At 46.5% G+C, this 21,597-nt stretch carries 21 protein-coding genes; 6 read left to right on the forward strand and 15 right to left on the reverse strand.

What is annotated here, in order from left to right:
- The first annotated feature begins 185 nt into the window (after window positions 1–185).
- The 3 genes from ACZ5V1_RS17225 to fdhF are packed head-to-tail and all read left to right on the forward strand — an operon-like array spanning window position 186 to window position 5,233.
- Window positions 186–668: an NADH-quinone oxidoreductase subunit NuoE family protein gene (locus ACZ5V1_RS17225; RefSeq protein WP_464389902.1), complete on the forward strand. Its 483-nt coding sequence runs from the start codon at window positions 186–188 to the stop codon at window positions 666–668.
- Between the two features lie 10 nt (window positions 669–678).
- Window positions 679–2,526, forward strand: a complete 1,848-nt coding sequence (nuoF, locus tag ACZ5V1_RS17230; protein WP_464389903.1) for an NADH-quinone oxidoreductase subunit NuoF — start codon at window positions 679–681, stop codon at window positions 2,524–2,526.
- Between the two features lie 10 nt (window positions 2,527–2,536).
- Window positions 2,537–5,233 carry a formate dehydrogenase subunit alpha gene (fdhF, locus tag ACZ5V1_RS17235; RefSeq protein WP_464389904.1) on the forward strand — a complete coding sequence of 899 codons (2,697 nt, stop codon included), beginning with the start codon at window positions 2,537–2,539 and terminating at the stop codon, window positions 5,231–5,233.
- Window positions 5,234–5,705: 472 nt separating this feature from the next.
- Here fdhF and ACZ5V1_RS17240 read toward each other — a convergent pair whose 3' ends face one another.
- From ACZ5V1_RS17240 to ACZ5V1_RS17270, 7 genes are all read right to left on the reverse strand, one after another.
- The gene (locus ACZ5V1_RS17240; protein ID WP_464389905.1) at window positions 5,706–6,437 is read right to left on the reverse strand and encodes a sulfite exporter TauE/SafE family protein; all 732 of its coding nucleotides are present in this window, start codon (window positions 6,435–6,437) and stop codon (window positions 5,706–5,708) included.
- A gap of 6 nt (window positions 6,438–6,443) precedes the next feature.
- Window positions 6,444–6,821 carry a rhodanese-like domain-containing protein gene (locus ACZ5V1_RS17245; protein WP_464389906.1) on the reverse strand — a complete coding sequence of 126 codons (378 nt, stop codon included), beginning with the start codon at window positions 6,819–6,821 and terminating at the stop codon, window positions 6,444–6,446.
- Window positions 6,822–6,870: 49 nt separating this feature from the next.
- A complete protein-coding gene (locus ACZ5V1_RS17250) occupies window positions 6,871–7,248 on the reverse strand; it encodes a rhodanese-like domain-containing protein (protein ID WP_464389907.1) in 378 nt (125 codons plus the stop codon).
- Between the two features lie 76 nt (window positions 7,249–7,324).
- The gene (locus ACZ5V1_RS17255) at window positions 7,325–7,489 is read right to left on the reverse strand and encodes a hypothetical protein (RefSeq protein WP_464389908.1); all 165 of its coding nucleotides are present in this window, start codon (window positions 7,487–7,489) and stop codon (window positions 7,325–7,327) included.
- Between the two features lie 30 nt (window positions 7,490–7,519).
- The gene (locus ACZ5V1_RS17260) at window positions 7,520–8,416 is read right to left on the reverse strand and encodes a permease (RefSeq protein WP_464389909.1); all 897 of its coding nucleotides are present in this window, start codon (window positions 8,414–8,416) and stop codon (window positions 7,520–7,522) included.
- A gap of 59 nt (window positions 8,417–8,475) precedes the next feature.
- Window positions 8,476–8,916 carry a MarR family winged helix-turn-helix transcriptional regulator gene (locus tag ACZ5V1_RS17265; protein WP_464389910.1) on the reverse strand — a complete coding sequence of 147 codons (441 nt, stop codon included), beginning with the start codon at window positions 8,914–8,916 and terminating at the stop codon, window positions 8,476–8,478.
- A 191-nt stretch (window positions 8,917–9,107) separates the two neighbouring features.
- On the reverse strand, window positions 9,108–10,760 hold the full coding sequence (locus tag ACZ5V1_RS17270) for an alpha-keto acid decarboxylase family protein (RefSeq protein WP_464389911.1): 1,653 nt from the start codon (window positions 10,758–10,760) through the stop codon (window positions 9,108–9,110).
- A 641-nt stretch (window positions 10,761–11,401) separates the two neighbouring features.
- Here ACZ5V1_RS17270 and ACZ5V1_RS17275 point away from each other — a divergent pair.
- From ACZ5V1_RS17275 to ACZ5V1_RS17285, 3 genes are all read left to right on the forward strand, one after another.
- Window positions 11,402–11,737, forward strand: a complete 336-nt coding sequence (locus ACZ5V1_RS17275; RefSeq protein WP_464389912.1) for a YhdT family protein — start codon at window positions 11,402–11,404, stop codon at window positions 11,735–11,737.
- Window positions 11,734–13,218, forward strand: a complete 1,485-nt coding sequence (panF, locus tag ACZ5V1_RS17280) for a sodium/pantothenate symporter (protein ID WP_464389913.1) — start codon at window positions 11,734–11,736, stop codon at window positions 13,216–13,218. The genes ACZ5V1_RS17275 and panF overlap by 4 nt, the downstream gene beginning before the upstream one ends.
- Window positions 13,219–13,516: 298 nt before the next feature.
- Window positions 13,517–14,380 carry a patatin-like phospholipase family protein gene (locus tag ACZ5V1_RS17285; RefSeq protein ID WP_464389914.1) on the forward strand — a complete coding sequence of 288 codons (864 nt, stop codon included), beginning with the start codon at window positions 13,517–13,519 and terminating at the stop codon, window positions 14,378–14,380.
- Between the two features lie 51 nt (window positions 14,381–14,431).
- Here ACZ5V1_RS17285 and ACZ5V1_RS17290 read toward each other — a convergent pair whose 3' ends face one another.
- From ACZ5V1_RS17290 to ACZ5V1_RS17325, 8 genes are all read right to left on the reverse strand, one after another.
- The gene (locus ACZ5V1_RS17290) at window positions 14,432–15,013 is read right to left on the reverse strand and encodes a histidine phosphatase family protein (protein WP_464389915.1); all 582 of its coding nucleotides are present in this window, start codon (window positions 15,011–15,013) and stop codon (window positions 14,432–14,434) included.
- A gap of 1 nt (window position 15,014) precedes the next feature.
- Complete coding sequence (locus ACZ5V1_RS17295; RefSeq protein ID WP_464389916.1) at window positions 15,015–16,175, reverse strand: DVU_1551 family NTP transferase; 1,161 nt, start codon at window positions 16,173–16,175, stop codon at window positions 15,015–15,017.
- 4 nt (window positions 16,176–16,179) lie between these two features.
- A complete protein-coding gene (locus tag ACZ5V1_RS17300) occupies window positions 16,180–17,202 on the reverse strand; it encodes an XdhC family aldehyde oxidoreductase maturation factor (RefSeq protein ID WP_464389917.1) in 1,023 nt (340 codons plus the stop codon).
- A gap of 10 nt (window positions 17,203–17,212) precedes the next feature.
- Window positions 17,213–18,562, reverse strand: a complete 1,350-nt coding sequence (locus ACZ5V1_RS17305) for a DVU_1553 family AMP-dependent CoA ligase (RefSeq protein ID WP_464389918.1) — start codon at window positions 18,560–18,562, stop codon at window positions 17,213–17,215.
- Between the two features lie 241 nt (window positions 18,563–18,803).
- A complete protein-coding gene (trsS, locus tag ACZ5V1_RS17310; protein WP_464389919.1) occupies window positions 18,804–20,162 on the reverse strand; it encodes a radical SAM (seleno)protein TrsS in 1,359 nt (452 codons plus the stop codon).
- 2 nt (window positions 20,163–20,164) lie between these two features.
- Window positions 20,165–20,623 (reverse strand): DVU_1555 family C-GCAxxG-C-C protein, encoded by a 459-nt coding sequence (locus tag ACZ5V1_RS17315; RefSeq protein WP_373793037.1) that lies wholly within the window; start codon window positions 20,621–20,623, stop codon window positions 20,165–20,167.
- Window positions 20,624–20,626: 3 nt separating this feature from the next.
- Entirely contained in the window at window positions 20,627–21,376 is a 750-nt protein-coding gene (trsM, locus tag ACZ5V1_RS17320; protein WP_464389920.1) for a DVU_1556 family methyltransferase, read from the reverse strand.
- Window positions 21,373–21,588, reverse strand: coding sequence for a DVU_1557 family redox protein (locus ACZ5V1_RS17325; RefSeq protein ID WP_160717248.1), 216 nt, complete (start codon window positions 21,586–21,588; stop codon window positions 21,373–21,375). Before ACZ5V1_RS17325 ends, trsM begins: the two co-directional genes overlap by 4 nt.
- Between the last annotated feature and the right edge of the window lie 9 nt (window positions 21,589–21,597).

The raw sequence follows: 21,597 nt of genomic DNA on the forward strand, positions 1-21,597 counted from the left end.
ATGCTGTTTTCGTCAAATCACAAAACAGCAAGTCAGTTCCCTTCGCGTCTCCCCACATGATAAATAACGTACTGGAATCGCGTCAAAAAGGGGTCAAAGGGCGAGCCCCTTGCGGATGCAAGGCAGAGCCTTTGCCCGTCGGAGACTCGCCGAAGGCAATCATGATGCACTACTGTGGAGGAACAATGAGCTGCTGCAGTGAAGAAATTTCTCAAGAAATGTGGAAAGAGGTTGATTGTGTTATCGAGCGCCATCGTGAAACTCCCGGAGCGCTGATTACAGTTCTTCGAGAAGCACAAAATGTTGTGGGCTGGTTCCCGCAGGCGCTTATCGAATATATTGCAAAAGGGATGAATATTCCTTCAAGCGATGTGTTCGGTGTGGTTTCATTTTATTCCCTCTTTTCTCTTAAGCCTAAAGGGCGCAACTCCATTAAGGTTTGTACCGGTACAGCCTGCTATGTAAAAGGTGCGCGCGAAGTGATTGGTCGAATTTCCGGCGAGTACGGCATTGCGGAAGGCGAAACAACCGAAGACAGACGCTTTGATCTTGAAGGCGTCCGCTGTGTCGGCGCTTGTGGTCTGGCTCCTGCTATGGTCGTTGATGGGGATATCCATGGTGATGTGACCGCAGAGTCCGTTTTGAAAATTTTAGAAAAGTATTCTTAACGGAGAGCCTATGACACATGTAACTCCTCAAAAGCTTACAGAGATGCAGCAGGAATATGCTGCTCGTATCTCCGAGCCGAATATTCGCCATCTTTTGATTTGCGGCGGTACAGGCTGCCATGCCACCGGCAGTTTGAAAGTGAAAGATGCGCTGCACGAAGAAATTGCAAAGCACGGGCTGGAAGATTCTGTTCGTATCGTCGAAACAGGTTGTAACGGTTTCTGTGCGCTTGGCCCGTTGATGGTTGTTCATCCTGATAATGTTTTTTATCAGAAAATGACCAGAGATGATGTTGCTGAAATCGTCAGCGAGCATCTTGTTAATCATAAGCCGATTGAACGTCTTATGTATAAAGATCCGCAGTCTAAAAAGCGGGTTCCACTCTTCTCCGATATTCCATTTTTTGCATTACAGAAGCCATGGACGCTGCGCAATAAGGGAATCATTAATCCTGAATCCATCGAAGACTATATTGGTCGCGAAGGGTATATCGGGCTCTCTAAAGTACTGCTGGAAATGCAGCCGTCTGACATTATTGATGAGATGAAAGCGGCCGGTATTCGTGGTCGTGGCGGCGCCGGTTTCCCGACTGGCATGAAATGGTCTTTTGCAGCACAGAACGACAGTGACATGAAATATGTACTCTGTAACGCGGACGAGGGTGACCCCGGCGCGTTTATGGACAGAAGTATTCTGGAAGCTGATCCTCATGCTGTGCTGGAAGGGATGACCATTGCTGCACGCGCGATTAATGCAACAGAAGGCTATATCTACTGTCGTTCAGAATATCCGCTTGCTATTAAACGTGTACAAATTGCCATTGATCAAGCTCGCGAAATGGGCTTGCTCGGTGAAAATATTATGGGCACGGGCTTCTCGTTTGACATCTTTATCTATCAGGGTGCCGGTGCGTTTGTGTGTGGTGAAGAAACCGCACTTATGCGCTCCATCGAAGGCAAACGCGGTATGCCTATTCCGCGTCCTCCATTTCCTGCCGCTCAGGGACTATGGAAGAAACCTACCATTCTTAACAACGTAGAAACCCTTGCAAACGTCGCACAGATTATGGTTAACGGCGGCAAGTGGTATTCCTCCATTGGTACAGAGAACAGCAAGGGCACAAAGGTGTTCGCACTTTCCGGCGACGTAAACAATATCGGGCTGGTTGAAGTACCTATGGGCACTTCACTTCGTTCCATTGTGTACGATATTGGCGGCGGTATCCCTAAGAAACGTAAACTGAAAGCTGTGCAGCTTGGTGGTCCTTCCGGCGGGTGTATTCCAGAAGAGCATATGGATGTTGTTGTCGACTACGAAGAAATCGCTAAAGTTGGTGCCATCATGGGCTCCGGCGGTGTTATCGTAATGGATGACAAAACCTGCATGGTAGATATGGCTCGCTTCTTCCTTGAATTTATTCAGGAAGAGTCTTGCGGTAAATGTACCCCGTGTCGAGAGGGCACACGCAGGCAGTTGGAAATTCTGGAACGTATTTGCGAAGGGCATGGTAAACCGGAAGATATTTCTCTGATTGAAGAGTTGTCTGAAATGATTACTGGTTCAGCGTTATGCGGACTGGGACAGACTGCTTCCAACCCTGTTCTTTCTGTTCTTCGTCATTTCCGTGAAGAATTTGAAGCGCATATTTTTGAAAAGAAATGTCCAGCCAAGCGTTGTCCGGCGCTAGTGGAGTTCAAGGTAATTGATGAGCGTTGTAAAAAGTGCGGCAAATGTGCGTCTGTCTGTCCTGTCGGGGCAGTGGACTGGAAGAAGAAAGAAGTTGCAAAAATCAATACGGATTTGTGTGTGCAGTGCATGAGCTGTTACTCCGCATGTCCGTTTGATGCCATAGATTAGGCGGTGACACATGAGTACCTTAGAACTGACCATTAATGGCAAGGGCTATGCGTTCACCCAAGGTGAAACCATTCTGGATGTGGCGCGCAGAAACGACATTTTTATTCCGACATTATGTTATTTGAAAAATGCTTCCCCAACAGGTGCATGTCGCATGTGTGTTGTGGAAGTAAAAGGGGCACGTTCTCTTATCGCTGCATGTACAGCACCAGCGGGTGCAGGCATGGATGTGCAAACAGAATCCAAACCTGTTGTGAAATCACGCAGGATGAACTTGGAACTGTTGCTTTCCTCCGGCTCCCACGACTGCTTGCTTTGTCCTTCCACTGGTGATTGCCGTTTGCAGGATTTAGCTTTCCGCTACAACGCAACCGGTACACGCTTTGAACGTGCGAAGCCTCAATATAAGCCGGACTATTCTAATCCGTTTCTAATTCGTGATTTCTCCAAATGTATTTTGTGCGGACGTTGTGTTCAGGCTTGTAAAGAAGTGCAGGTAAACAACGCCATTGATTTTGGATATCGCGGTAGTGAAGCAAAAATTATTGCAAAATGCGATCTGCCGTTAGGCGATTCTGATTGTGTATTCTGCGGTGAGTGTTTGCAGGTTTGTCCTGTTGGGGCACTTAGTTTGAAGAAGGCACGCCAGAAGCCTCGCACTTGTGAGACTGAAGTTGTTCGTACAACGTGCGCCTATTGCGGCGTAGGTTGTCAGATGAATCTGCATGTAAAAGACAATGTTGTGCAGATGATAAACGGAGTCGACGTTACTCCGAACAACGGTAGCCTTTGTGTTAAAGGTCGCTTTGGGATGCAGTTTATTAACTCAGACGAGCGGCTGACGACCCCACTTATTCGCAAAGACGGTGAGCTGGTTCCTGCAGAATGGGATGAAGCTTTAGACCTGATTGCCGAAAAATTAGGCGGATATAAAACAGAAAACGGTGCAGATTCCATAGGCGTTCTTGCCTCTGCCCGCTGTACTAACGAAGAAAATTATCTTTTTCAAAAGTTTGCACGCGCAGTTATCGGGACAAATAATGTCGACCACTGCGCGCGGTACTGACACTCTCCTACGGTAGCCGGTCTGGCTGCCGCATTTGGAAGTGGTGCTGCGACAAACCCGATTGATGACCTGAAAAATGCCGACACGGTACTTATTACAGGCTCAAACATTACTGAGAACCATCCTGTGATGGGTGCTGCGCTTAAGCGTGCAATCACACAGCACGGGACAAAACTGATTGTGTCAGACCCGCGCAAGATTGATGTTGTACGCTTTGCAGATGTCTGGCTACGGGCCCAGCCGGGTACAGATGTTATCTGGATTAACGCACTTGCGCATGTTATTTTGCGCGATGGTCTGCACGATCAGGAGTATATCGATGAACGCACAGAAGAATTCACAGCCTATTCGCAATCCCTTGCGCCATTCACTCCGGAGCACGCAGAGAAGATGTGCGGTATTCCGGTTGTTGACCTTGAAAAAGCAGCGCAGTTGTATGCCAAAGGGCGAGCAGCAATCCTCTACTGTATGGGAATCACCCAGCACGTAAGTGGAACAGATAACGTAAAAGCGCTCGCAAACCTTGCCATGTTATGCGGTAACATTGGCATAAAAGGTGGTGGATTGAACCCGTTACGTGGGCAAAATAACGTACAGGGGGCCTGTGATATGGGCGCACTTCCTGTAACGTATCCTGCCTATGGAAAGGTTACTGACGATGCAGTCCGTGCTCGTTTTGAAGCGGCATGGGGTGTTAAATTGTCTCCTTCCAATGGCATGACATCGCGACAAATGTTCGATGCCGTGGATACAGGTTCACTAAAAGCCATGTATCTTATTGGCGAGAATCCGGTCGTTTCCCACGCAGATTCTGCTCATGCGGTGCATTGTTTAGAGAAAATTCCGTTCCTTGTGGTGCAGGATATCTTTTTAACAGAGACAGCACAGCTTGCAGATGTTGTACTTCCTGCTGCATGTTTTGCGGAAAAAAATGGCACCTTCAGCAACACAGAACGACGAGTTCAGCGTGTGCGTAAGGCTGTAAATCCACCGCAAGGCGCACGTGATGATGCACAAATTATGTGTAACATCGCTGCTAAAATGGGTGCAACGTTGGCACCGGAAGACGGAAAAAACATTGCGGCTGTCTTTGATGAAATGGCATCTGTAACGCCTTCATATGCAGGTATAACGTACAAGCGTATTGAAGAATCCGGTATTCAATGGCCGTGTCCAGATGCTGAAAGTGAAGGCACAGATATTTTACACACGGAAAAATTTGTTCGCGGAAAGGGTAAGTTTCATCCTGTAAGCTTTGTTGCACCTGCTGAAGTCGTTGACGAAAAGTATCCGCTAATACTTACAACAGGCCGCGTATTGTATCAATATCATACAGGAACTATGACTCGAAAAGCCGAAGGGCTTGCAGCAAAAGTTCCTACAGCGTATATAGAAATGAGTAGCAATGATGCTGCAAAATTTGGAGTAACTGATGGGGATTTTGTAAAAGTATCTTCCCGTCGCGGTTTTATTGAGGTGGAAGTTCAGCTTTCAGAAAAAGCCGTAGATGGAACAGTTTTTATTCCATTTCATTTTGCAGAGGCTGCTGCAAACGTGCTTACTAACAGTGCAGAGTGTCCTGAATCCGGCATCGCCGAAGTGAAGGTCTGTGCTGTAACTATCGAACCAGTCGGTGACTAGGCTTGCTAAATAGGACACTGCAATGGTCTGGATTCGTTAATTATCGTAGATACAAGATAACGTAACTTGAATGTCTCGTTAATAAAATAGTCTCTAACATATATGGGTTACTTGAGAAAAAGAAGAATGACATTGCTATAAGCTTGTAGGCTTATAGTTAAGTCAAAATATGTTGGTGGCATGAAATTCTTTGATAGGTCTAAGTTTTCATGTTTTTCATGCCGCCAGCTTTGAATGTGCTTCTTCAGGAATCTTGCAAACAAAGGAATAGGTAGTTTTCGTAAGAGAGGGCACCTGCCTTTCACGCAAGCGGCTGCGGGTAACCCCCTTGGGGACGCTATGCAAAAAAAGCTCTTACACTTTCGTGTAAGAGCTTTTTTTGTGTCCAAAATCCGAGATGGAGGTTCAAGTGGTAAGAGGTAAAGTGCTTGTTGTTAGGTGCAGTTGCATCAACACTTTTCCTCCCAATTGATTAAAAGGAATTAAAAAGTATTTTGCCTGCCAGAAATAACATAACAAACGCAAGGAACTTACGGACAGCGGTTTGTGAAAAGCAGCGATGCATTACTTTGGTTCCTGCATATCCCCCAATGACTGCCATGCCTCCGCAAATTGCAGCAACCGAGAAGGTTACGTCACCCATTTGAAGGTACGCTAGAAATCCAGAGAAAGATGAAACCGGAACAACCAGTGCTGTTATTGACGCAATTTGTTTCGCCTTAAAGTTCATCAATCCTAAAATGGGTACAACGATACCGCCACTTCCAACTCCAAGAAGTCCTGAAATTAAGCCGGACACAGCCCCCCAAAAGAGCTGTGTGAAAAAGTTCATTGTTTCTTTTTCTCCAGCTTTACGAATCCCGATAAGCATTACTAAGCCTGCGATAGTTAAAAAGGACGCAAAGACTTGGAGTAGAATCTCTTCAGGTATTTTTGTTGAAGCATAAGCACCTAAGGGAGCACTGCACAATGACGCTCCAATGAGGGGCACCCAGTCCTGAACTCGTATGTTACCATTTTTAATATTAACGTATGATGCACTTGAAAGACTTAGGGTGTTGATGAGCAAACCCAACGGACGCGCCATGCTAAGAGCCATGCCCATGTTGTGTAATACAGGAATAAGTGCAGCAGCAGCGCCGACACCACCAAGAGCAAAGGTAAAACTCAAGCCTAAAGAAGCAGTTGCCGCAGAGAGGAGCATCTCTTGCTACCCTTGATTGAACAGAGGGGTGGGCTTAATGAGCGTTGCAATCTCCTCAGTACTAAGCGTGAGCGTACGTACGTTTTTAAATTCTTTAGATTTCAGCCAGGCCCATGTGATTGAAGCTCTGAATACTGAAGAGCAGAATGGGACAATGAGCTTGTCCTTAGGAAGTTCATTAATTCTTTCTGGAAGAGTATGGAGTGGGATATGCGTCGCCCACGGGTACACGGAGTAATTTTGTTCTTCATCTGTTCGTACATCTAAAAATAAAGCATCGTTGGAAGCAATGAGGCTGAGGAATTCTTTTTCGGTCACGCAGTGCTTACCACTTGCTAAGTATTCAAAGCTCAGTTCTCTCAAAGGGGTATGTATATTGATCATGGGGGTCTCCGTGTGTAGCTTTTTTTCAGTATTAAATTAGAAGGGCAAATTATGATTTTTTCATGCGTGCGTAGAGTGGGGCAGGCTTTAAAATAGTAGCCAATTGCTCTGATCCACCGACCATGGTTTTTACTGTCTCAAAGCCAGCCTGACGCAGGTAAAAGAAGCCAACAGCAGCTTGGAATGAAGAGGCAGCCAACGTGATAATGATCTTGTCCGTAGGCAGTTCGGATACGCGGTCTGGAAGGTTGTCCAGTGGAATGCTCTTCGCGAACGGATAGCTACAGTGTGCGGCTTCTGCTTCAGTACGGACATCCAATAGTAGAACATTGTCATTACCAATAACGTTTCGAACCCCTTCTGCAGAGGTTGTGAATTCGCCGCTGGCAAGTGCCTCAAATTCCATTTCAGCTAAAATAGTATCCATTGGTAGTTCCTTTGTAAGTTGAGTGTGAGTTGGGGTTCAGGTTCAGTCGATGTACAGAGGGATACAGCTGTATGTGTTACTTTGTGTTTCTTTTTTCTTGAGTTTTTTTGTCCTCATCCGGTTGAGTTTTTTCTTTTTCAGCTTCAGGGACTTCCTCAATGATTGTTCCGCAACAACATCCACAATCAGAGCCAGTGCCGGTTAAACGAGCCCAAAGGCTCTTTTTCTTAGTATCTTCCATAATAATCTCCTTTAAAGGTTGTTTGAGTGCTTACAGTATGGTGGTGAAGGAAATGCCAGCCACAACAGCCGTTGAAAAAATGACTAGGACTATGGCAGCAACAAGGCGTTTTTTAAAGATAGAAGCAAGCATACTCATTTCAGGAATAGCCATGCCTGCACCGCCGACAATGAGCGCTATGACAGCTCCAAGACCCATACCTTTTCCCGCAAGAGCTAAACCAATTGGAATTGCTGTTTCAGCACGGATATACAGAGGGATACCGACAAGCGCTGCGATAGGTATTGCAAGCGGGTTGCTAGGGCCTGCCCACTCTACAATGAGTTCCTGTGGCATGTAGCCATAGATACCTGCACCAATGGCGACACCTATAAATAAGTAGAAGAACACACGCCTAAAATCTCCCAAAGCTGAATTAAAGGCTGCTTTGCTTTTTCCCCAAAATGTTGGGGGTATTGGTTCAGCTTCTCCACCACAGCAACTTTGCTGAAGGCGTACGTTGCGAACAAGTTTACCAAAGCCGAATGCGTCTAGAAGCAGACCGAATGTTACCGCAGCAACGAATGTGACCACCCCGTACATAAGTGCAGCTTTTCCGCCCAGCAGAGTAGCAATCATGCTTAAGATAATCGGGTTAAGAATTGGTGAGGCAATTACAAAGGACATCACTGGCCCGAACGGTGTCCCTGCATTGAGGAGACCAAGCGTCATCGGAATAGTCGAGCAGGCGCAAAATGGAGTCAGACCACCAACCAGTGCGCCGAGAATATTGCCCCAGATGCCTTTGCGGGAAATCCAGCCCTTAAGTTTTTCCTGTGGGATATACATGAGAGCTAGCGCGACTGCGGTGCTGATTCCAAGGAATAGAATGGTAAGTTCAACGCTTATGAAGGCAAAATATTCTAGAGTCTTTTGTAGGTTGTTCATGTTGATCTCCTTTTGGTTGACATCGTCAACTAATATTTTAAAAAAGGGGGCCGAGCCCTTTATTTATCCAATGACGCAAGTGTGCTTGCCAGTAAATTTAAAGACTTCGAAATATCATCCCGTTCAGATGGAGTTACCTTAAGCAGAGCCTGTTCAAGGCGATCATTGGTACACTGCATTGAGTCCTGCAGCAGTTCTAGTCCGGCGGGAGTGGGAGTAACGCAACAAACTCTGGCATCCGCTGCGGAGCGAATTTTTGTTACCAGTTGCTGCTTTTCTAATCGATTAACGATGCGGGTTGCGCCGCTTTTTGTGAAGTCTAAAATTTTACCTATGTGCTGAACAGAACAGTTAGGTGTGATGGCAGTTGTTTGCAGAGCTCTGAATTCCGCAAGAGATAAATCTGCACAACATGCACCATTAATACCGCGGGAACTAAAGTGCCACGCTATTTCTAATATGTTTTCAACAACTGTGTTTGCTGTAGTTAATTGTTTCATGTGTCAGCTCCGTTTGTCTTGAAGGGAAAATAAGTACAAAGGTTGATGTCGTCAACTAAATTTAGCAAAATATTTAACTAAAGAAGAATTTTGCAGATAATTTACTGAAATAATATGTTTTTATTCTTGCGGTATTAGCCGTCCTAAGCATTTATCTCAAAGTAAATCAGGCAGGTTTGGTACTGTGACCATTACGCGTCATATAATTCTGCCATTCTTGAGTGGAAGAGCTTTACGCTTGATGGGTAGTCGTATTTTCCACCCAGAATCTCGATATATGATGCTGTGTCTGCTTTTTCTGCTTGTTTCATAGCTTGTTCAAGCTCGCCATTTGTTTTCACTTTAGCGGTAAACCAATTTTTGCACCCAAGTGCTGCGGGCAAGGTATGGTAATTCCATTGTGCCAGATCGTTGTAGCACCAGTCTGGGTTGTTATCTAACGCCCGCTCAACACAGAATCCCTGATTATTCAGCACAAAAATTATCGGCTTTAAGCCATGTCGCGCAAAGTTACCAATTTCATTGGCCGTAAACTGATGTGAACCTTCGCCTGTGATCAGAATGATACGCCGATTTTTGTCAGCGATAGACATCCCAAAGGCTGCCCCAGTTCCCCAACCAATAGAGCCCCATAAGGTCTGGGTTTGGTAGGACACCCCGTCAGGCAGGAGAAGTGACCCGCAGCCACAGGAACTTGTACCTGTTTCAGCCACGATGATGTCGTTTGGCTTGAAAAAACGTTGGTATCGTGGGTAAAGCGATTCGGCTGTGATTGGATCGCCAGCTCCCCCCACCACGTTAGCTTGTACCGGTCTTTGGACTGTGGGCTTTGCGTTACTTTGCATTTGATGAGTAAGCTCTACGAACATATCTCGCATGCGTACATTACTGAAAATTTTCTTGTCTATTCGTGTTGAATCAATGCCAATCACAATTTCTTTGGCAGGATCAATGGTCTGAGAAAAACCAGCTGTCGCAAAGTCGGTGTATAGAACTCCACCGGCATTAATTACAACATCCGCTCCTTCAACAGCTTCAACAACGTTGGGGGCAGAAAACTTGCCTGAATAACCGCCAATGAACTGGGGGTGTGCTTCGGTGATAACCGCTTTATCCATCGCAGTAGTGGCAAAAGGCAGACCACTTGCTTCGATTAGGGCTGTTAATTCAGCCTGAAGCCCGAAACGACTTACGGTGAAAGCTGGCAGGATACAGCCGGATTTTGCATCCTCTATTTTACTCAAAGCTGTGGCTACAGCGTTTTGGAGTTCTTGGATATCGCTTTTAGGTTCAGGATAGGGATCAATAAGTGGGCTGGTGACAGGTCGTGTGGCCATGTCTTGCGCAACCATGATGTATGCGGGTTGGCGATTTGCCATTGCAGTGGAAATTACCCGTTCCATTTCATGTACACAGTTATCCGGTGTCAGGACAGTGTGCACACATGCAGCCTGAGCCGAAATATTGATGAAATTTTGAAAAACGCCGTCGCCAAGGGTGTGATGCAGAACCCTTTGTAACTGCTGGTGGCGCATGCTTGGCATACCCACCAAATGGAAGATTAATGACCGTTCGGCTTTGGCACCCATTATGCCGTTGAGTGCGCTGAGTTCACCTACAGCATACGTCGTGCAAAGCATCGATGCTCCGCGAATGCGCGCGTATCCGTCAGCGGCGTAGGCCGCGTTTAACTCGTTAGCACAACCAACCCACTCGATCGATTGATGAGAGGCTATTGCGTTATTGAATGGGAACGTAAAATCACCAGGAAGACCAAAGCAGTCTGTGATACCAAGCTTCGAAAGTCGATCAACAGTGTATTCTGCAACTGTTTGATGTCTCATGTCTTTATCTCCCTGTAATAGTAATTTCTTCATATCTAATAAAATTTTGATTGCAGTTTTGCTGCGTTGAAAAAACTTTCGTTTGATTCAAAAAAGGCTATCCAGCTGATTCTAGTAGGCTCAAATTCTACCGGAACGCTTTTATTTGCCTTTGATAACCCACGTCATGGGGTGATAGTTTTTGTGCACGACGGGGCAATTTTGTCCAAGTGTAACGTTATTCGCTTTGGTATAGTACGGAGCGTTGAAATAGGGTGGCTTGCAAAAATTGGCTTGCATAATTTTTATTGAATTGCTGTCTCTATTGAGTGGGGCAGTTGTGGCAGGAAGAGGAAAATAAGGGAATGAAAACAGCGTCCGATGGCTTGTTTTCTTGAGTGCTTTAGGGCAGAAGGCTTCAAGCAATTGGTGTTATTTTTTGTGCTGAAGGAATTAATCTTCTTTAGTGTTCTTTTTTTAAAGAGTTTGCATAACGCTTAGACTGCATAGCAAAAATGTGAGGCAATTTTATTCCGCCTTACCGCATTGATACCGACACTGTGTAAAAGTGCTGTTGGTATCTTTTTTAGTATTGATAATGGACTGTTAACGTCCATGGCTTGCTTGCAGTGTTCGTTTCTTAAATTTTACAGGTGTATCATATGAATAAGCAGACACAGGACTGGCGTTTTGCTCAAGCCAACAAAGAGGCGTTGTTTTCTTTGGGAGCCTACGCTCTGTATTTTATCTGGTGGTTCATTTTCGGATACGGAATGGGCGACGGCGATCCAGAACAGTATGAATACGTGTTCGGTATGCCGGAATGGTTTTTTTACAGCTGCATTGTCGGCTACCCTGTCATTACCATTCTACTTTGGGGAATTGTGCGTTTCTTTTTTAAAGAAATGCCGCTTGATGATGAAGTATCTGACGAGGAATTGGGCACTGCGGAAAGCGAACAGCATGCCGCAGATTCCAACAAAGGAAATATCGCATGAGTGATGCGCTGATTACAATAATCCCTGTGGTGCTGTATCTGGCACTTTCATTTGCTGTGGCGCTCTGGGCGCGTAAAAAGGCATCATCCAAATCTTCTCAGGGATTTATGGAAGACTACTTTATCGGTGGTCGCTCCATGGGTGGTTTTGTTCTCGCTATGACAATTATCGCAAGCTACACCAGTGCCAGCAGTTTCGTTGGCGGCCCCGGGGTTGCGTACCGTTACGGTTTGAGCTGGGTGTTTCTTGCAATGATTCAGGTACCGACCACCTTCCTTACACTGGGTGTTCTCGGTAAACGTTTTGCCATTATTGCCCGTAAAACCAATTCAATGACTATTACGGATTTTTTACGCGCTCGATATAAAAGCGATGCCGTTGTAATTCTTTGCTCTGTAGCATTACTCGTATTTTTCATGGCAGCCATGCTTGCTCAGTTTATCGGCGGGGCACGACTTTTTCAGGCAGTAACCGGATACCCGTATATTGTCGGACTGGTGCTGTTTGGTGTTACCGTTGTTCTTTATACTGCCGTGGGCGGTTTCCGTGCCGTAGTTATTACTGATGCCATTCAGGGCATTATTATGGTTGTGGCTGTTGTCGTTATTCTGCTGGCAATCATTAATGCCGGTGGCGGAATGGAACAGTGTATGACTGCACTTAAAGATATTGATCCCGGTTTAATTACTCCAACCGGCCCCAAGAATGCTGTTCCGCAGCCTTTTACAATGTCCTTATGGATTCTTGTGGGCTTGGGGATCTTAGGCCTGCCGCAGACAACGCAACGTTGCATGGGCTACAAAGATTCCCGCGCGATGCATGATGCTATGATCATCGGTACACTTATCATCGGGTTCATTATCCTCTGTGCGCATCTCTCCGGCGCGTTGGGACGTGCGATTCTTCCTGATCTTCCTGCGGGCGACCTTGCGATGCCATCTTTGATTATGGAATTGCTCTCACCGTTCTGGGCTGGAGTATTCATTGCAGGGCCTCTTGCTGCTATCATGTCCACCGTTGATTCCATGCTTCTGCTTGTTTCTGCCGCGATTATTAAAGATTTGTATGTGCATTACAGATTAAAAGGCGATGCCTCTCTGATGCCTTCTGTAAGCATTCAGCGTATGAGCCTGATGTCTACTGCCATCATCGGGTTGATAGTCTTTTTTGCTGCTATTCAGCCGCCAGATCTGCTCGTGTGGATTAATTTGTTTGCATTTGGCGGGTTGGAAGCTGTATTTCTGTGGCCAATTCTTCTTGGACTTTACTGGAAGCGTGCAAACGCAACTGGTGCTGTGGCTTCGATTACCTTTGGTGTTGTATCCTTCATTACAATCAGCATTATGAAACCGGCGATGGGCGGCGTGCATGCAATTGTGCCGACTACGTTGATAGCACTCAGCGCTTTTATTGCAGGCTCGTATGTTGGCCGTGCTCCGAATGATAAGGTTATTGCCTTATTCTGGGGTGAACAGCGATAGTGTAACAACTTCTTTATTCTGTGAAAGGAACAGCTATTCGCTGTGTTGAATGCAGAGAAGCTTGAATATATACAAAGGCTCTTACATGAAAATGTGAGAGCCTTTGTTATGTAATTAGCGTGAACGTTGGTGTTGAAGAAAATTACTAGTTATTTAGTGTAGACAATTATCATGATAGAGAATCTTCTTTCTGCTACTGTCCTCTCAGGACACTTTCGATTATGTTCTCCAAATACTATACAACACCTCCAAGGTTGAGTTGTTGTTTTATCAAGCAATTTCTCAGGAGGTTTTACCGATGCAATCAACTGTTACCGCCGGACTTGTTCTTGAAGGCGGAGGACTTCGGGGAAATTTCTCTGCTGGTGTACTTCGGCATTTTATGGATATGCGTTTTTCGTTTTCGTCTGTGTACGGGGTATCCATGGGGGCATGTAACGGAGCCAATCTTATTTCCAATCAGCCGGAGCGGAACAGAATAGCGAATATACGTTTCGTTAACGACAAAAGGTATCTAAGCTTTATGCGTCTGTTAAAAGGCGGCGACCTGTTCGGAATGGATTTCATTTTTGAAGATATGCCATTGCATATCGTACCGATTGATTATGAAACGTTTAAAAACAACCCGATCAAATTCTGGATAGGCGTGACTGATTGCTATACCGGTAAAGCCGTGATGTTTGAAAAGAGCATGCTTGGAAGTCGGGAGAACGTGCTTACTATTATGCGGGCATCGGCTAGCTTGCCACTTATTGCCAAGCCTGTGGAATATAACGGGGCAGTATATATGGATGGTGGCATTGCGAATTTTATTCCCCTTCAGCAGTGTCTTGAGCATGATGAAAAGCCGGTTTTGGTTCTCACACAACCGGAAGGCTACCGCAAACATGCCAGCAAATCGTTAGCACTGTGTAAATGGCGCTATCCACAATTTCCCGGATTGATCAGGGCACTTGAGCATCGCCATGAAGCATATAATGATCAACTGGCAGTAATCGAGGCGAAGGAAAAGCAGGGCGAAATTTTTGTGATTCGTCCTGAAAGTACCCTTGGCGTCGGGCGTGTTTGCCGGGATCAGCGTAAGTTGTATCAATTGTATGATGATGGCTATGCGATGGCATTAAAGCATACAGCTGCCTTACAGGAATTTCTTTCAGCATAAAAAAATCCCCCGTCACTAATCAATGTGGCGGGGGATTTCTATATGAAATTTTTATTCCAGATAGAGTGTCTTTTCGAGGAATATTTGCTTGCTGAGTAACGTGATGGAACCCGTTGCAGGCTTATAGGTGAACAGCTCTTGTAATGGTGTCTGGTTTGCGGCGCAGAGCAGGGTGCGTATGACTCCGGCGTGAGTTACCAAAATAAACGATTCAGGCGCTTGGCATAGTGGAATAACTACTTCCAGCGCCCGTTGTTGAACATCAAAAAAGGATTCACCTTTTGGTGTTCGAAAGTGAGCAAAGTCATCGCCGCGTTGCTCGTAAGCTTTTGGCCAGTTTTTTTGTATGTACGAAAACGTGAGGCCGTCCCATTTTCCCATATCTATTTCTTTTAAAGCAGATTCCGTTTCAATCCCCGCCCCAAGCTCGTTATCCAAAATCTCAGCAGTTTGCATCGTACGCCGTAGTGGGCTGGCAATGATCCGTGGATTCTCCGGTTGTAGAGAAAGTAATTGCGGTAGTGTGTTTTGAGAGACATGCGCAATTCCTTTTTCAGCCAGAGGAATATCTGTTTGCCCTATGCAGATTCCTTTATGGAGAACGGTCTCCCCGTGGCGAACGAGATAAATCATACTAGGTATTCCCGTTTGCAGTGAGCAGTGTGTTGAAATCAACTTTGGCTGCTAAATTCACTTTATCTAGTACTGCTTGTGCTTCCTGAAGTTTTTGTTGAATGGCTGCAACAACTTCTGGGGACTCGGCATAACATGCCATTTTCTCTTTATATCTTCTGTCCAAAGTGCACTTGTTTGTGCCTTCTACAAACTTATCCGCTAAAAAAATGATCTCTGATTCTGTGACAGCGCCTTTTGCGGGTATAAGATGTGAGTGGTCTGCAATGCACGACGCAAGTGCCGGAAAGCCGAATTCGGTGACTTGCCTGGCACCAACGGCAGCATGTTGCGGCATACCCTTCGCAATATCGTGCAGCATAGCACCGGCGATAACTGTTTGTTTAAAAAGAGTGGAAATATTGGGAAGTTTTTCAAGCATAACGCGGGCGACACCAGCGACTGCAATTGAATGCTTCCTGATGTGTGTGGGCAGCGAAACTGCATTCCAGATGGCGTAACATTCCTGCACGGTGGGTACGGTGTAGAGTTTTTGCATGGCACACAGATTTTCGTAATCCGTAGGGGTATCCATATCCAGCAGCATTCCACTGTCTATAACAGGGATGTATTGGGTGGAACCGGCATGCTGGTCTAACGCACTCGCTAGTCCGCCCTCACCATTGTATTGTAGAATTGTCTGCTTCATGGATGCCCGCATGCATGGCGGGTGTCCTCGTTTAGCTTCTGTTGCGTAAAGAAAATCAGGAAGCGCCAATAATGAACTGTCATCCAGAATAGGGTGGGTCACAGCAGCTTCAGTTTTTGAGGCGCTATCAAGCAGCATAGCAATAGTGCGAGTGCGGATAAGTGGAATATCTACCGGAGTAATAAAAAATACATCCGCATCATCAGGAAGAGCATTGCAGCCGGTTTGAACAGAGGAAAACATTCCGTCATCAAAGTTTGCATTATGAATGGTGCGTAACTTGAGACGCTGGCATTCTTGGTCAACTTTTTCTCTGGCGTAGCCAGTGACAACTAGCGGGGGCACGCCTGCCTCAATGAAAGTATCTGCAAGTGTCTGCAGGGCGGTTTTATTCCCAAGGTGCAACGTTGGTTTGCATTGTTTCATGCGGGAACCGTATCCCGCCGCCAGTATTATTGCATAGGCTTTAAGCATGCGCTTAACCCTGTGCTTTAGTTTGAATGATCTCCGCCATAATGCTTACCGCAATTTCTTCCGGTGTTCTGCCGCCAAGTGGCAGCCCAATCGGGCAATGACAACGGGCTATGGCTTCATCAGTTACGCCTTCTTCGCGGAGACGCTGATACAAACCATCACGCTTGCTTTTACTGCCGATCATACCAATGTATTTTGCAGGAGTTGTGAGCATTTGTTGCAGCACTGTTTTGTCGTGCTCGTGCCCTCGGGTTACGATGACAACATAACAATCTTTATGAACGGTAATTTCAGAGAGCACATCTTCCAATGAATTCACAACGAGAACGTGTGCATTCGGAAAACGTTCGGCATTCGCAAAGTCGTCGCGATCATCCAGTACAGTGACAGAGAATCCAGCAAGGTGGGCGACTTCTGCTGTAGGTTTCGCAACATGTCCTGCACCGGCAATAATGACAGTGGCTGACGGATGGTATGTTTCAGAAAAATATTGAAGAGACTGTTCATTGAAAAGTAATGGAGAAGCGCCACTAGCTGCTGCACCTTTAGCGGTGCTTATGGACTGCATGGCGTTGGCATATTCAGCATCTGCCAGTGCGGTTGCATCAATACGATTCCAAGTTTCACCGGACTGAAGATAGTAGGCTTCGCGTGAGCTTGCATTGCCTTTGCGAACATCATTTTCGAGCTGTACGAATTCAGCGTGGTATTCAGGAATTAGTCGTTCCAGTAATACGGTAAGAGCGCCGCCGCAAGACATGCCGAGTGCGCCAGCTTTGGTATTATCCAGTTCGTAGAAATGCAGGGCAGCAGCGCCTGTGTTGCCAACAAGAAATTCTGCGGCAGTTTCTTGAACTTTAGCTTCGATTAGACCACCACCGACGGTTCCATAAAATTCGCCTTGTGGGCAAATAAGCATGTGTGCGCCGGATGAACGAGGCGTTGAACCGGTGCTGGATATAACGGTGGCAAGAACGCAGTTATGCGCTGATAGTTTTTTGGTGATATCTGAGAGAATAGAATGCATTGTAACCTCGTTACGTTACGCATATTTTGCGTTTTGCGAATCCAATAGAAATTTTGCCGTCATTTCTGCCCGGCAAGCACAATATATCCGGAGCATTATGCAACGGAGAAACAAGATCGCATAATAGCTCCTTTACGCTGGCTAATTGTTGGGGTGAGTTCTCACTCATGTCAACAGTTACTTCCAGCTTGTTTGGTGCCACCCAATATTGTGCTTGCTGGGCAAGAAAATTTGGAACAGAGAGTAACAGCCTATCGATAGACGTCGGAGTGACGAACTGGAACCAGTCCGGTGTATCGTTCGGCTGAACAATCCGTCGAATATTCGGGCTGAGTTGACGCAACGGGGAATCACACGGACAGGCATTTTTCATAATGTGTGACTCGTCGCCTGTGCGGTATCGGATAAGCGGCATCCCTTTTCTCGTAAGGGTTGTAACAACTATTTCGCCGCGTTCACCATCCGGCAGAACCATTCCCGTTTCTGGGTCTGTAATTTCTAGATATAAATTTGTTTCGCGTAGGTGCATTCCTTTACTGTGTGCGCAGCTTACAGCACCACCGAGTCCGGTCTCTGTCATTCCCCAGTGTGTGTGCACTCGGCAATCCCAGATTTTTTCAATGTATTTGCGAATTGAACGGGAGTTGGCATCCCAGCAGAGTAAAACACTTTTTACTGGTGAATTCATTCCGCCTTGGTGCTTCCATAATTTTGCCAAAGCAAGAACATGTGCAGAGGTTCCCACCACACAGTCAGGGCTATGTTTATTAAGCATTGCCAGCGAAGCTGCAACGTCATCAGGGTCTTGATTCAGTACAGGGTTTGCACCTAATTGCCGTAACCCATCCGCGAGTAATGCGCCAACACTGTCTGGCTTGGGAGCAGGCAAGAGTGCTAGAACTGTGTCCCCCGCATCAACAAGGCATCGCATACCGTGATTATAAAATGCCGTAGTTTCGTCTAGCTCATCTTGTGTGAAATAGAGACGTTTGGGTTTGCCTGTGGAACCAGAGGTTGTCAACGTTACAACACGTGCAATGTCGTCTTGCGAAGTGCATAAAAATTTGAAAGGTGCTTCTCTGATATCCGCTGCTGTGGTTCGTGGCAGTTTTGAAAATTCTTCACGGGAAGTGATGGACTCAAGGCTTAGATCGCGAAAATGCTCAGCGTAAAACCGTCCGTTTTCTTTTGCATAACTGCAAACCTCTTTGAGCTTGCTAAGCTGCCATGCTTCAATGTGAGCATGAGAAAACGAGCGTACAGATGCATCAAAACCCATATCTTCTTGAGCTGGTGCGTCTAGCGGGTTAGCCCCGATAACGATTCGTTGCTGTGTATTTTCTACGAAAGTCTTTTGCATTGCGATCCTGTTCAGAGGCTTTTCATTTTAGGGGGTGCCCCTAAATGTACTTACCGTAATTTATCCTAACTAAGCCTACTGGAATTTGCTATCCCACTCGGTACATTACAAAAGATCTTAGAACCTCATAACAATCATAAAGAGGTAGTCCAACCTCGCAGTCGAGAGGGCGTCCCTCTCGTGGGGTGCGGGGGCAAAGCCCTGCCCGTCGGAGACCCGCCAGAGGCAACAAAACAATAAACTATTTCCCGCGATACAAAGTTGTCCCGTCAGCTGCTGTGAGGTTGTATGCACAGAAAGGAACAAGTCTTCCATCCGGCGCAACCACATGAATGCAGCAGCCTTTTAACCGTTCTATATCAAGAGACCATGCATCCTGAAAAGCCATGGCTGATATGGCAAAGCGCTGTGTTGATGCTTGCTGAATGAACGAATCAAGCTCGTTGGCCAGCGACTGCGGTTTCTTGTCATGCTCCGCTGCTGCCCATTGGCTGCGTACGAATGAACGTGCTTTTTCTGCCCCTTCAGCTGCGGGCTTTGGCTTGCAGTTGCAGGAATTTTTAGGAACAGACAGAAGCTGAAGCGTCTTGTCGTCATTGATAATGTAATTGGCGTGGAACGAGCAAAGGGCATGTTCACAGGTGGGAGGCACAAAGTCTCCTGTTGCGACAAGGTTGTTTGTCTGCCGCTCTAGTTCTTCAGCCAGCTCCGGCAGCGTGATGCGCTCAGTGTCGGCTGGAGCAACTGGATAGCGTCCAAAATAACTTATTGGCTGAAAATGAACACCACGTACGGCAGGCGCGTGGTCTATGGCAAATCGGATGATGTCGCCCACTTCATCTTTGTTGATGACGGGGGAAATGACCGGTACGAGCACGATGCCGATGTTTGCTTTTGCACAAGCTGCAATTGCTTTTGCTTTGATTTCTCGAAGATCGGCATTGCGGAACGCTTTCCACGTTGATTCGCGTAATCCGTCAAATTGCAGGAATACGGAATCGACACCTGCTGCCGCAAGCTTAGCGACATACTCTGGATCTTGTGCAGCACGAACTCCATTGGTGTTGATTTGTACAAACGGGAACCCGATGCGTTTTGCTTCTGCAACGAGTTCTGGAAGATCATCGCGTACTGTCGGTTCCCCACCGGAAAATTGTAGATTGCACCCGCCTGTGGTGCGCATGGTGGTTTCGAGCAGCTGAATGAGTTCTTCTTTGGTCGGGTCTTTCGGAGTGGACGGCTTTCCCTTGTTGTCTGCTGATGCAAAGCAAACAGGGCAGGATAGGTTGCAATTCCATGTCACTTCAATAAGTGCCATGCAGCTGTGCTGACGGTGCTCTTCGCATAGACCGCAGTCGAACGGACAGCCTTTGTCGACAGATGTTGAAATAGTCGGCGGTGTGGATGGAATTTTAGGACGTAACCAGTCTTTGAAGGCAGTTGCCATGTGCGTTGAACGCCAGACAGGAGTCGAGAATGCGCCGTGCTGCGGACAGTGTTTTACAAGGCGGGTTTCTTCCCCTTTGGTAACACGCATGGCAGGGATACGCTGAAGGCACTGAGGGCAAACGCTTTCGGTATGGGAAATGTGATCAGACATAACTACTCTTTTACTGCAGAAATATCGTAGTCGTATTCGGCAAGTAGAGATTCAATATAGGAGAATGTTTCCGCAAGCAGGGAACCACATTTTGAAGTGTCCGGCAGGGGAGAGTCGCAAGTTTCTCCAAGAATTTGACCACAGGAAATGCCGCCATACTGCTCTGTTGTTTTTTGCGTAAACCAGTCTGTGAATGACTCGAGCAGGAGAGGAAGGTGTTCGTTCTTTTCTTCAGTTTCAGCATCGTGTCCCGCGTATAAACCTAGGAGTAATGATCCGCCTGTAAGCAGACCACATGTTCCGTTACAACCGGACATACCGCTGCATAATCCTTCCGCCGCTCTTAGGAGTGGTGGATTTTCAATGCCTGAAAATTCGAGCGCCATGCCGACGAGAATTTGGCTGCAACAGTATCCCTTGCTAGACCATTGAAGCAATTGCAGTTGGATGTCGGAAAGCATGTGTTATTCCTTTTTAACGGCTTTGATTTGGATGTACCCAATACTTTTATCGTATGATGCAGTGGGGCTTTGGGCAGTGTCTGTGTTGCCTTGGCAGCAGGATGCAATGCCCGAAAAAATAAGTTTCGCCGTGAGCTCTTTAAGTTCTTTTGTGCAGTCTGTGCTGCACGTATGTGTAAACCCTGCCTTCATGAGCACAGCGAAAAGTTGTTTAAGTTCTATCGGTGAACTGCTGCATCCTCCAACTGCACATGAAGAACTGGAGCGTTCTGCACGGGCGATCTCTTGCGGTAAGTCACAATAGGTTGTTGGAGCAGAAAGCCCGACATTTTTTCCGCGTCTGTAAAGGTCGGACAACACAAGTGTGCCGCCTGCGCAGAGTACACGTGAAAATTCTAGGATTGATGTTTCCAAAGAGCTGCTGAGGGAGAGAACGCAATCACAGTTAACAATGTGAAATGCAGCGTCGGAAAAAGGAAGCTGATCAACTGTTCCCTGCACCACAGGAATGTGTTTTTCCTGAGTTTGCAGCGTATTCTGAGCGGAAAGATCAAGTCCGGTGACGTGGACGCCATATTCTTGTTGAAGAAGTTCGCCTGTGACTCCAGTGCCGCATCCTGCATCCAGAATACGAGTGGAAGGCGAAAGCTTCAGTCCATCGTAGGCCTTGCGGGTAAGCGCGAGACCACCGGGGCGAAGTGCGCCATCCTCCAATGTTGCCATGAGAGGATGCTGCCAAAGCGGAGTACTCATTTGTCTTCCAGTAAACTTTCCACTTCTGCCATTTTTTCTAAGGCAAGAGATTCTGGTATAAGTACGTATCCACATGCTGGACAAACTGGCAATTCAACCGAAAATTTACTTTCAAGATACACCAAGTCTACAGCTTTGAAGACAAGCTGCTCGTTACACTGGGTGCATTTCCAATGTGAATAATCGTCGTGTAAAACTTGTAACGTTTTCATGGGGTGCTC

This window comes from Halodesulfovibrio oceani subsp. galateae, assembly GCF_055397225.1.